This is a genomic window from Streptomyces sp. NBC_00510, from assembly GCA_036013505.1.
Classification (GTDB): domain Bacteria; phylum Actinomycetota; class Actinomycetes; order Streptomycetales; family Streptomycetaceae; genus Actinacidiphila.
This window is the reverse complement of the sequence record CP107851.1, coordinates 7835764-7847432: the sequence shown is the minus strand read 5'-3', so window position 1 is coordinate 7847432 and position 11669 is coordinate 7835764. Positions and strand designations below refer to the sequence as shown.

At 73.5% G+C, this 11669-nt stretch carries 11 protein-coding genes; 4 read left to right on the top strand and 7 right to left on the bottom strand.

Translation table 11 applies throughout. The annotated features are described in order from the left end of the window. Nucleotides 1–4: 4 nt before the first annotated feature. Genes OG937_35510 through OG937_35500 form a run of 3 tightly spaced genes read right to left on the bottom strand, consistent with a single transcriptional unit; the run spans nt 5 to nt 2923 of the window. Nucleotides 5–1003: a hypothetical protein gene (locus tag OG937_35510; GenBank protein ID WUD76624.1), complete on the bottom strand. Its 999-nt coding sequence runs from the start codon at nt 1001–1003 to the stop codon at nt 5–7. Nucleotides 1004–1022: 19 nt separating this feature from the next. After that, the gene (locus OG937_35505; GenBank protein WUD76623.1) at nt 1023–2048 is read right to left on the bottom strand and encodes a molecular chaperone DnaJ; all 1026 of its coding nucleotides are present in this window, start codon (nt 2046–2048) and stop codon (nt 1023–1025) included. Beyond that, complete coding sequence (locus tag OG937_35500) at nt 2045–2923, bottom strand: NUDIX domain-containing protein (protein WUD76622.1); 879 nt, start codon at nt 2921–2923, stop codon at nt 2045–2047. Before OG937_35500 ends, OG937_35505 begins: the two co-directional genes overlap by 4 nt. Nucleotides 2924–3102: 179 nt before the next feature. Between OG937_35500 and OG937_35495 the strand changes: the two genes are divergently transcribed. From OG937_35495 to glpK, 4 genes are all read left to right on the top strand, one after another. Next, complete coding sequence (locus tag OG937_35495; GenBank protein ID WUD78997.1) at nt 3103–3543, top strand: zinc ribbon domain-containing protein; 441 nt, start codon at nt 3103–3105, stop codon at nt 3541–3543. Next, entirely contained in the window at nt 3540–4736 is a 1197-nt protein-coding gene (locus OG937_35490) for a lipid-transfer protein (protein WUD76621.1), read from the top strand. The genes OG937_35495 and OG937_35490 overlap by 4 nt, the downstream gene beginning before the upstream one ends. Nucleotides 4737–4889: 153 nt before the next feature. After that, nucleotides 4890–5621: an aquaporin family protein gene (locus tag OG937_35485; protein WUD76620.1), complete on the top strand. Its 732-nt coding sequence runs from the start codon at nt 4890–4892 to the stop codon at nt 5619–5621. A gap of 7 nt (nt 5622–5628) precedes the next feature. Then, nucleotides 5629–7185 (top strand): glycerol kinase GlpK, encoded by a 1557-nt coding sequence (gene glpK, locus OG937_35480; protein ID WUD76619.1) that lies wholly within the window; start codon nt 5629–5631, stop codon nt 7183–7185. A gap of 33 nt (nt 7186–7218) precedes the next feature. Here the strand turns inward: glpK and OG937_35475 are convergent, their stop codons facing one another. From OG937_35475 to OG937_35460, 4 genes are all read right to left on the bottom strand, one after another. Then, nucleotides 7219–7824 (bottom strand): ATP/GTP-binding protein, encoded by a 606-nt coding sequence (locus OG937_35475; GenBank protein ID WUD76618.1) that lies wholly within the window; start codon nt 7822–7824, stop codon nt 7219–7221. Between the two features lie 256 nt (nt 7825–8080). Continuing rightward, nucleotides 8081–8473, bottom strand: a complete 393-nt coding sequence (locus OG937_35470) for a DUF742 domain-containing protein (GenBank protein ID WUD76617.1) — start codon at nt 8471–8473, stop codon at nt 8081–8083. 10 nt (nt 8474–8483) lie between these two features. Further along, nucleotides 8484–8912, bottom strand: coding sequence for a roadblock/LC7 domain-containing protein (locus OG937_35465; GenBank protein WUD76616.1), 429 nt, complete (start codon nt 8910–8912; stop codon nt 8484–8486). Beyond that, nucleotides 8909–11485: a nitrate- and nitrite sensing domain-containing protein gene (locus OG937_35460; GenBank protein ID WUD76615.1), complete on the bottom strand. Its 2577-nt coding sequence runs from the start codon at nt 11483–11485 to the stop codon at nt 8909–8911. The genes OG937_35465 and OG937_35460 overlap by 4 nt, the downstream gene beginning before the upstream one ends. Nucleotides 11486–11669 lie beyond the last annotated feature (184 nt).

Genomic DNA, 11669 nt, shown 5'->3' with positions numbered 1-11669 from the left:
GGGCCTACAGGCGGGTGGTGCCGGTGGCGGTGCCGTCGCCGGTGACGTCGATCAGGGGCGTGTCCGTCACCGCGACGGCCGCGCGGTCGCGGTCGAGGGCGGCGAGGGCCTTGCCGACGGAGCCGGTGGCGGCGGAGCCGAGGTCGGCGAGGTCTTCGAGGCCCTCGGCGAGGTCGATGGCCTCCTCGCCGAGCCCGATGGTCAGGGCGATGGTCTCGCAGACGGCGTCGAGGTCGTCGAGCTCGATGACGTTCTGGCCGAGGAGCCCCCGCCAGGTGCCGAGGACCTCGGTGTTGCCGACGTAGGAGGAGCCCGCCGGAAGGATGTAGTAGACGTCGAACTTCCGCCGCAGCTCGGCGACGATCCGCGTGACCGGGATGTCCTCGGCGAGGTCGTCGCCGAGGACGTCGCGCACCTCGCGGGCCTTGACCTTGCCGTAGGGCAGCTCGTCGCCGATCAGGAAGAGGTAGCCGCGGCGGCCGCGCTTGTCGTGGCAGTCGAGCGAGGTGTGCCGGGCCATCGCGTACATGGCGAGCTCGTAGGACTCGGTCATCTGGCCGCCGCCCCCGCCCTCCAGCAGGATGTTGCCGAGGTCGTCGTCCATGCGGTTGTCCGACTCGAACTGCCCCAGCTGGAGCGGGACCCGGTCGCAGGTGGCGTCGCCGACCGCGCCGAAGAGGATCTGCGGGTGCTCGGTGTAGCCCTTGCGCAGGAGCAGGCCGAAGAGCTCGGGGAGCTTGGTCTGCAGGACCTGCGGGACGGTGCGCATGGATCCGGTGACGTCGAACAGGACGGCGATGGCGAGCGAGGTGGGGTGCTCGTCTGAGTCGCGGCTCTCGCGGACGCCGATGTCCTTCGGGTCGAGCGTGGGGTGCGCGGTCCAGGAACCGCGCGGCGCGGACGAGGTGACGCGGTCGCTGTAGGCGAAGGCGCCGGTGCCGCTGGCGGCGCGGTAGCGCGCGGCGGCGTCGTAGACGTTGGTGGACCAGCTTCCGCTGCCCATGGTGTTCCCCCTAGATGTGTCAGGTGTGTCGGGTGTCGCCGCCCGGCATGGTGAACGGGCGGAAGGTGCGCGGGCCGTAGAGACCTTCCAGGACGTCGTCGAGCTCCGCGAGCAGCCGCCACGCGTCGTGCGGGCGGCGGGCCTCGGCTGGGAGCGTGCAGCCGCGGAGGAAGGCGCGCAGCGGTCGCGGCGCGCGGTCTCCCATCAGCTGCTCGACGCAGCGCGAGGCGAGGTGGATGTCGGTGGCCTCGGTGGCGGGGCGCCGGCCGGTGACCTCGGGTGGGTAGAGGGCGCGGTGCCGCTCGACGAGGGCGGGGACGGTCGCGCCGCGTTCGGTGGAGTAGCACCAGTCGACCAGCACGAGGCCGTGCTGTGCGGGGTGGATGAGGACGTGCTCGGGCAGGACGGCGCCGTGGACGACGCCGGCCCGGTGCGCCCAGCCGAGGGCGACCAGCAGCCGGCGCCACATCCAGGCGGCGTCGCGAGGGTCGAGGCCGCCGGGGTGGAGGGCGCGGACCTCGGCGAGGGTGTGGAAGCCGTGCAGTCGCTGGAGCGCGTTGACGCGGCGTTCGGTGCCGTCAGGGCCGCGGTGGCGGAAGGAGTCGGCCAGGCGGGGTGCGTAGGCACGGTGCCGGGCGTCGGCGACGCCGTGCAGCCGGGTGAGGGCGTCCGCCTCCCGCTCCATCAGGTCGTTGTCGGCGGGCCGCCGGGGGATCTTCAAGGCGGTGCCGGGCCCTGCGGCCCGCAGCACCGCGAGGTCGCCCTCGGCCAGGACGGGCCCCAGCGGGTACACGCCGCGGGCGGTGGTGAGGGCCGGGCCGTCGCCGGTGTGCCGCCGCCACAGGGCGGCGAGGCGGACGAAGGCGGCCTCGGCCTCGTCAGCGCGGCCGGGCGGGGCCGTGTCGGGGTGGAGCAGCCGGGCGAGCCGGCGGTAGTGCCGGGCGGCCTCGCCGGCGTCGGCCGGGAAGGGCCGGCCGAGGGTGGCCAGGGCCTCGTCGAAGGTGCGGGCGCGATGTGCGGACGCGGAACGCGTCGTGGCGGTCATCGGACACTGTCCTCACGGTCGGGGCGGAGCAGTGCGGGGTGCAGGAGGCGGGCGTCGCCGGCGCGGTAGAGGCGGGCCCGGGGGCCGCCCTTGGAGCCGCCGCGGCCGGCGGTGGTGCCGGTGGACTCGACGAAGCCCGGCACCGACAGGACCTTGCGGTGGAAGTTCCCTGCGTGCAGGGTGCGGCCCCAGACCGCCTCGTAGACCGAGCGGAGCTCGGTGACGGTGAACTCCTCGCCGAGGAAGGCGGTGGCCAGCGGGGTGTACTCGATCTTGGCGCGGGCCCGGTCGAGGCCTTCGGCGAGGATCGTGCCGTGGTCGAAGGCGAGGTCGGCGGCGAGGCCTTGCGCCTGGCCGGACCGGCGGCCGGAACCACCCCCGTGGATCCCGGCCGGCCGGTCCTGCTCCTTGGGACGCGCGGTGGCGGCGTCCGGTTTCGCCTGCGGTGCGAGTGCCTCGACCGGGACCCACTCGGCCGCCGCGGCGTCGCTGCCGGCCCGCGCCTCGGGGAGGTCCGGGGCGAAGGCGAGGTAGGCGACGGAGACGACGTGCATGCGCGGGTCGCGGTCGGGGCGGCCGTAGGAGCCGAGCTGTTCGAGGTGGACGCGGCCGAGGCCGCGTGCCGCGTCGAGCCCGGTCTCCTCGGCCAGTTCACGGGCCGCGGCCTCGTCCAGGGACTCGCGTCCGGCCTGGACGAATCCGCCGGGCAGTGCCCAGGCACCTTCGTACGGCGGGCCGCCGCGGCGCACCAGCAGGACGTGCAGGGCCCCTTGACGCAGCGTCAGGGCGACGACGTCGACGGTCACGGCGATGGGCTCGAAGGCTCGCGGGTCATAGGCGGCGAGGAACGCGTCCTCACCCTGCCGGTCCGCCATCGTGCGCCACCCTTCGCCGGTTGTTCTCACTTCGAGTATTTCTCGCTTCGAGAAGAACTTAGCACCGGGCACCGACACCGTCCACCCCGTTCCGCCGCGCGGCCCGCCCGTGGCACACTTCTGACGATCCGTCAGTTCAGAAGGGGAGGGGGCCGGACGTGGCACGGTCGCGGAAACCCGTGGTGACGGGCTGGTTCACACACGACACGGCGGACGAGGACGGCTTCCGGCTGCTCGGCACCCGGTGCCGCGGCTGCGGCGCGGTGTTCTTCCCCCGCGAGGACCACACCTGCCGCAACCCGGCCTGCGACGGCGCCGAAGGGGACCTGGAGGAGGTCCCGCTGTCGCGGCGGGGCCGCGTCTGGTCGTACACCGACGCCCGCTACCGCCCGCCCGCCCCCTACCTCTCCGACCCCTCACGCCCCTGGGAACCCCGCGCCCTGGTGGCGGTGGAACTGACGGCGGAACGGATGATCGTGCTCGGGCAGGCCGCACCCGGGACGGGCGTGGCCGATCTGGCCGTCGGCATGGAGGTCGAGCTGGTGCCCGGCGTGCTCTACGAGGACGCGGAGCACACCTGGACCACCTGGCACTGGCGTCCCGTGGGAGGCGGACGATGAGCCATGACGTGGCCGTGCTCGGCGTCGGCATGCACCCCTGGGGCAAGTGGGGCCGCCCCTTCACCCGGTACGGGGTCGCGGCGGCGCGCGCCGCGCTCGCCGACGCCGGGCTGGACTGGCGGGACGTCGGACTGGTCGTCGGCGCGGACACGGTGCGCGGCGGCTACCCCGGCTACGTGGCCGGGGCGGCCTTCGCCCAGGCGCTGGGCTGGCAGGGCGCCCGCGTGGCCAGCGTCTACGCCGCCTGCGCCTCCGGGGCCCAGGCACTCGACACCGCCCGGGCCCGTATCCTCGCCGGCCTCGTGGACACCGCCCTGGTCGTCGGCGCGGACGCGGCCCCCAAGGGCTTCTTCGCGCCCGCCGGGGGCGACCGGCCCGTCGACCCGGACTGGCTGCGCTTCCGCGTGCTCGGGGCCACCAACCCCACCTACTTCGGGCTGTACGCGCGCCGCCGCATGGCCCTGCACGGCGACACTCCCGAGGACTTCGCCCAGGTCAAGGTGAAGAACGCGGCCGCCGGCGCCGCCAACCCGCTCGCCCGCTACCGGACGCCGGTCACGGCCGCGGAAGTGGCGGCCTCCCCCGTCGTCGCCGACCCGCTGCGGCTGCTCGACATCTGCGCCACCTCCGACGGGGGCGCCGCCGTCGTCCTGTCCAGCCTGGACTTCGCCCGGCGCCGCGCGACGGCGGATCCGGTGCGGATCCGCGCGGTCTCCACCGTCACCCCGGTCTATCCGCGCACGGTGCCCGACCTCCCCGACATCGCCACCGACTCCGCCCTCGCCGCCGCACCCCGGGACCCGGCCAGCGGTTTCCGGGCGGCCGTCGCCCGCGCCGCGTACGAGGAGGCCGGCATCGGTCCCGAGGACCTGGACCTGGCGGAGGTGTACGACCTGTCGACGGCGCTGGAGCTGGACTGGTACGAGGACCTCGGCCTGTGCCCGCCGGGCGGCGCGGTGAAGCTGCTGCGCGACGGGGCCACGTCGCTCGGGGGGCGGATTCCGGTCAATCCCAGCGGCGGTCTGGCCTCCTTCGGGGAGGCCGTGCCCGCCCAGGCGCTCGCGCAGGTGTGCGAGCTGACCTGGCAGTTGCGCGGCCGGTCCGGGCCCCGGCAGGTCACCGGGGCCCGCGTGGGGGTGACGGCGAACCAAGGCCTGTTCGGGCACGGCTCGTCGGTGGTCGTAATCAGGTGATCTGTCCGATACCTTGACGCTCCATCACCCCGCGACAACACTTCCGGGTGGCGCGGAGGCCGGGCGGGAGGCGGGACCCTCCGTACCCGGGTCTCCGTGCGCCATTCTCTGGCGGCGCATGCCCGACACGTGCGCCTGCACGAAGGAGCCGTCATGTATTCCAACGGAGACGTCTTTGTCGGCGAGATCATCGGAACGGCGATCCTGATCCTGTTCGGCGCCGGCGTGGTGGCCGGGGTGCTCCTCCACCACTCGAAGGCCCGGGCATCCGGGTGGATCGTCATCTCGTTCGGCTGGGGCCTCGCGGTCCTGGCCGGCGCGTACACCGCCGGCCCGCTGTCCGGCGGGCAGCTGAACCCCGCCGTGACCTTCGGCGTCGCCATCAGCTCGGGCAAGTGGAACCAGGTGCCGTTCTACCTCGCCGGGCAGATCATCGGCGCGATGCTGGGCGCCGTCCTGTGCTGGCTGGTGTACTACGGCCAGTTCGCGGCGAACCGCGCCGAGGAGACCCGTCAGCCCACGCTCGCCGTCTTCTCCACCGTCCCCGAGATCCGCGTCTGGTGGCAGAACCTGATCACGGAGGCGATCGCCACCATGGGTCTCGTCCTGCCGATCCTGGCCTTCGGCCTCAGCAAGGGCCTCGGCGAGACCGGCACCGGCACCCTGATCGTGGCCCTGCTCGTGACCGGCATCGGGCTCTCCCTGGGTGGTCCCACCGGCTACGCCATCAACCCGGCCCGCGACCTCGGGCCGCGCATCGTCCACTCCGTCCTGCCGATCCCGTTCAAGGGCACCTCCGACTGGGCGTACGCCTGGATCCCGGTGGCCGGCCCGCTGATCGGCGGTGCACTGTCCGGTCTCATCTACAACGTCGCGTTCAAGTGAGGCGGTCATGACCGAAACCTCCGACCAGGCGACCCGATACGTGGCCGCCATCGACCAGGGAACGACCTCCAGCCGCTGCATCGTCTTCGACTCCGGCGGGTCGATCGTGGCGCTCGACCAGCGCGAGCACCGCCAGATCTTCCCCAAGCCGGGCTGGGTGGAGCACGACGCCACCGAGATCTGGTCCAAGGTGCAGGCCGTGGTGGCGGGTGCGCTCGCCAAGGCCCGGCTGCGCGCGGACCAGCTCAGCGCACTCGGCATCACCAACCAGCGTGAGACGACCGTGCTGTGGGACCGCACCACCGGCCGCCCGGTGCACAACGCGATCGTGTGGCAGGACACCCGCACCGCCGCGCTGTGCGACCGGCTCGGCGGCCAGGACGGCCAGGACCGCTTCCGCGAGTCCACCGGACTGCCGCTGGCCAGCTACTTCTCCGGTCCCAAGGCGGCCTGGCTGCTGGACAACGTGCCGGGGCTGCGCCGCCGCGCGGAGAACGGCGAGATCGCCTTCGGCACCATCGACTCCTGGCTGATCTGGAACCTGACGGGCGGCACGGAGGGCGGCGTCCACGTCACGGACGTCACCAACGCGAGCCGCACGATGCTGATGAACCTGGAGTCGCTGGAGTGGGACCCGGCGATCCTCGCCGCGATGAACGTCCCCGAGGCCGTCCTCCCGGAGATCCGATCCTCCTCCGAGGTGTACGGCACGGCGGTCGGCCAGCTGGGCGGCGTGCCCGTGGCCTCGGCCCTCGGCGACCAGCAGGCCGCGATCTTCGGCCAGGCCTGCTACGGGACGGGCGACGCCAAGAACACCTACGGGACGGGCAGCTTCCTGCTGCTCAACACCGGGAACCGGCCCGTGCCGTCGAAGAACGGCCTGCTCACCACGATGGGCTACCGGCTGGGCGGACAGGCGCCGGTCTACTGCCTGGAGGGGTCGATCGCCATCACCGGCGCCCTGGTGCAGTGGTTCCGCGACAGCCTCGGCATCATCACCGCGGCGGACGAGATCGAGGCGCTCGCGGCGAGCGTCCCGGACAACGGGGGCGCGTACATCGTCCCCGCCTTCTCCGGGCTCTTCGCCCCGTACTGGCGCTCCGACGCCCGCGGCGTGATCACCGGCCTGACCCGGTACGTCACCAAGGCGCACCTGGCGCGTGCGGTGCTGGAGGCGACCAGCTGGCAGACCCGCGAGGTCGTCGACGCGATGTACCAGGACTCCGGCGTGCACATCACCGGGCTCAAGGTCGACGGCGGCATGACGTCCAACAACCTGCTGATGCAGCACCAGGCTGACGTGCTGGGCGTCCCGGTGGTACGGCCGCGGATCTCCGAGACCACGGCGCTGGGCGCGGCCTACGCCGCGGGGCTCGCCACCGGCGTGTGGGACGGGCTGGACACGCTCAAGGCGCACTGGCAGAAGGACGCCGAATGGCAGCCGCGGATGGACGAGAAGACCCGTGAGAAGGAGTACCGCCGCTGGAAGAAGGCGGTCGAGCGGAGCTTCGGCTGGCAGGACGAGGACGAGGACGACGGCCCCGTGCCGGCGGCGGGGGGCTGACCGGCCCGCCCGCCCGCAGCCGCGGCGCTCGGCTCAGTTGGCGGCGGCCGCCCGGCGGTCGCCGGCCACCTGGGCCGCGTGCTCGACCACGGTGATGAGCACCTTCTTCGCCGAGGCGCGGTCCCGCGCGTCGCACGTCACCAGCGGCACCTCGGGGTCGAGGTCGAGTGCGTCGCGCACCGTCTCGGCAGGGTGCCGCTCGGCCCCGTCGAAGGCGTTGACGGCCACGGCGAAGGGGATGCCGCGGCGCTCGAAGTAGTCGATCGCGGAGAAGCAGTCCTCCAGGCGCCGGGTGTCCGCGAGGACGACCGCCCCCAGGGCGCCCTGCGCCAGCTCGTCCCACAGGAACCAGAAGCGGTCCTGGCCCGGCGTGCCGAACAGGTAGAGCACGAGGTCGTCGCGGAGGGTGATCCGGCCGAAGTCCATGGCCACGGTGGTGGTGCGCTTGGCCTCGACGCCCGCGGTGTCGTCGACGGGCCGGCCGACCTCGCTCAGCGTCTCCTCGGTGCGCAGCGGGCGGATCTCGCTGACCGCGCCGACGAGCGTGGTCTTGCCCACGCCGAAGCCGCCCGCCACCAGGATCTTCAGCGTGACGGGCTCGACGGGGGAGGGACGGCGTTCAGAGCGTCCGAAGGCCATGGCTCACTCCTCCGGTCGTGCCGTTTACACAGGTCAGAGGCATCCTGGGTCCTAGGGACTGCGTCGGGCGATCAGCTGTGGCAGTGGAACATTACTACGATCCGACCGGACAACTACCAGCGGTCCCGGGGCCGTTACCCGCCCGCGGGCCCACCCGGCGGCCGCGGGACCCTTCGTGGCAGGCCCTCAGGCCGTGCACCGGGGGGCGCCGCGGGCGCCGGGTGACGGTCCCCGCCGCGGCGCCCCCCGGGCGGGTTCAGAGCGCGCGCAGGCGGTCGATCACGTCGCGGAGCAGCCCCGCGTCGGGCAGCTCCGCCGGTGGGACGGGCCGGCTGACGTGGACCAGCCCGGACTCCAGGACGTCGCCGATGAGCACCCGGACGACGCCCACGGGCAGGTCGAGGTCGGCCGCCAGCTCGGCGACCGACATCGGCTGCTCCCGGCAGAGTTCGACGATGTCGAGGTGCTCGGGCGACAGGGTGCGGTCGACGTCGGCGTCGTCGTCCGCGCTGCGCGACTCGGCGACCACCAGGGCGATCAGGTCGAGCCGGGCCTCCGCGGCGTGGCTGGTACGGCCGCGTGTCATGGCGTACGGCCGCACCACGGGCCCGGCGTCGTCGTCGTACCAGCGGTCCGCTTCGGAAGTCATGACGTCCTCGTCACACCGCCCGCGCCGCGTCATCGTCGTCGTCGGTCCGCGGGGCGGTCGCGAGGTGCACGCCGACCCGCTTCACCAGCAGCGCCATCTCGTAGGCGACCTGACCGACGTCGGAGTCGGCGTCGGCGAGCACGGCCAGGCAGCTGCCGTCACCCGCGGCGGTGACGAACAGGAAGGCCTCGTCCAGCTCCACGAGGGTCTGCCGGACCTTGCCGGCCTCGAAGTGCCGACCGACGCCCTTGGCGAGGCTGTGGAAGCCGGAGGCGACGGCGGCGAGGTGCTCGGCGTCCTCACGGGTCAGGCCCTCGGACGCGCCGGTGGCCAGCCCGTCGCTGGAGAGCACCAGCGCCTTGCGGATGCTGGCCACGCGGCCGACGAGTTCGTCGAGAAGCCAGCTGAGCTCGCGGGTCGGGCTCGATGGTGCGGTCATGGACCGGTCCCCTCCGTGGTGGATCTGGTTGCGCTGTCGCCCCCTGGCTCCGCCGGGGTGGTTCCCGGGCGGTCGGTGGGGCGGACGTCGTCGGTGCCGTCGGTGCCGAGGTCGTCGGCGGTGTCCGCGCGGCCACGCAGCCATCCTCGCTGCAGTGAGGCCATGCGGTCGCGCACCTCCTCGGGCGAGCGTTCGTGCCCGCCGTCGTCGTCCGCGCCGCCGGTGGCGGCGCTACGGGTCTGGGTGGTCGAGTCGCTGCGCAGCTGCGGGGCGAGGCTGGCCTGGCGGACCCGGCGGGGCAGTCCCGCGCCGGCGGGCTCCTCCTGCGGTGCGGGGTCGGCGGGCCGCGGCGCCTCGCCGACCGGCCGGCCGTTCTCTGCGACCAGGACCGGGGTGCGGCGGCGACGTGGCAGGACCGTGGGCGCGTCGCCCGGTACCGCGTCGGGTGCGGCCGTCAGCGCCGGCGTCCCCACGGTCTCCGGCACGTGCGGCCGGTGCTCGCGCGGCTCCTCGTCCGGCTCCGGGACCAGGCCCCACTGACGGAAGCTGTGCTCGGTGGCGGCCGACATCGGCGCGACCCGCGGTTCGTCCGGCTCGCCCGGCGCCCGGGCCTCCACGACGGCCGCCACGGCGGCCTCTTCGAGGGGCTCGTCCAGGGGCTCGTCCGGCTGGTCCTCGCCGGGCTCGGTGAGGAGCGACGCCGGGACGAACACCACGGCCGTGGTGCCGCCGTACGGGGACTGGCGCAGCGAGACGCGGACGCCCTGGCGCTGGGCCAGCCGGCTGACGACGAACAGCCCGAGCCGGTCGGTGTCGGAGAGCTCGAACTCGGGGGTCTCGGCGAGGCGGAGGTTCGCCTCCAGCATGGCGTCGGGGGTGAGCCCTAGGCCGCGGTCGTCGATCTCCAGGACGAAGCCGTTGGCGACGGACTCGCCGTGCACCTGGACGCTGGTGTGCGGCGGCGAGAACACGGTGGCGTTCTCGATGAGCTCGGCGATGAGGTGGGTGAGGTCGGCGACGCCGTGACCGGTGACGGCGAGCCGCGGCAGCCGGCGCACGTCGACCCGCTCGTAGTCCTCGACCTCGGCGACGGCCGCCCGCACCACGTCCATCAGCTGCACCGGCTTGCGCCACTGCCGGGACGGCACGGCGCCGGAGAGGATCACCAGGCCCTCGGCGTGGCGGCGCATGCGGGTGGTCATGTGGTCGAGGCGGAAGAGGTCGGCGAGTTCCTGCGGGTCCTCGGTGCGCCGCTCCATGGCGTCCAGCAGGGTGAGCTGGCGGTGCAGCAGCACCTGGCTGCGACGGGCGAGGTTGACGAAGACCTCGGAGACGCCGCGGCGCATCTCGGACTGGCGCACGGCGGCCTCGACGGCCGCCCGTTGCAGGGTGTTGACGGCCTTGCCGACCTGGCCGACCTCGTCGTCGGAGTAGTCCAGCCGCGGCGCCTCGGTCTCCACGTCGACCTCCTCGCCCGCGGCGAGACGGCGCATGACGCGCGGCAGCCGGGTGCCGGAGACCTCCTGGGCCTCCTTGCGGAGCCGGGACAGGTCGCGGATCAGGCCGCGGCCGACGCGTACGGAGACGATGACGGAGGCGATGACGGCGATCAGGCCGAGGCCGCCGGCGACCGCGGCGGTGGCGACCAGCCGCATCCCGATCGGTTCGGCGCGCTTCTTGTGCAGGTCGCCCGCCTCGACGCCCAGGCGGTCCAGGTCGGTCAGCGCGGTGGTGGCCGTGGTCTGCCAGGACGCGCGGTCGGCGGCCTGGGGCGCGCCGGACGCGCCCGCGGAGATGACCGCGTCCTCGGCGGCGCGCAGGGCGCGGCCGGAGGGCCCCGCCCAGTACGCGTCGTAGAGGGCGCGCTCGTCGGCGGTCAGCAGGTGGAGGTTGTCGGCGTAGTAGGCACGCTGCTCGGCGACGGCGAAGGTGAAGGAGCGCATCTCGGCGGCGCTCATGCGGCCCGCCGCGATGGCCGCCACCATGAGGGCGTCCTCCTGGCTGATCGCCTCGCGGGCCCGGGTGACCTGGATGAGGGCGCGGCCCTGCTTGTCGATGGCGACGTTGTTGAGCGGGTTCAGCGAGTCCAGGAACGCGTAGGCCGGGTCGAAGAGGCCGCTGTACGCGGCGAAGGCGTCGTTGCGGCCGATGGTGCCCTTGCCGACCTTGTCGCGCAGCGTCTCCAGACCGCCGAACTCGCGGACGACCAGGTCGAGCCGGCGCAGTGCGTCGGGGGCCAGCCGGTCCCGGTTGGCGCCGGAGGCCGCGTTGCCGCGCAGCCGGGCGATCACCTTGTCCGTCTCGCGCTCGCGGGCGAGCAGGGTCCCACGGGCGTCGGAACGGCGAGGATCGGCCAAGTAGAGCATGGCGGAACGACGTTCCTGCTGGAGCGCCTGGATGCTGTCCTCGACCGGGTAGCCGAGTGCGTTGACGGTCTGCTCGACGCCGAAGAGGCCCCAGACCTGACGCCCCGTCACAGTTGCGGCGAAGGCCCAGATGGCCGTGAGGGACACCAGCGGAATGAGCAGCAGTGCCACGATCTTCCGCCGGATCGTCGTACCGCGAAAGCGCATGGCCTCCCCAACGTCAAACCCGGTCAAGGGCTGTCGTGTTCCGACTGCAAACGGCGCGAGCCTACTACTGCCGGATGACCAATCCGAAAGCCATGCTTCCGCTCTTGCCCCGGGACGACCCGATTCGTACGGATGAACAGCGGGCGCGGCTGGCCGAAATGCACCGCACAGGGAACCCGCGGCG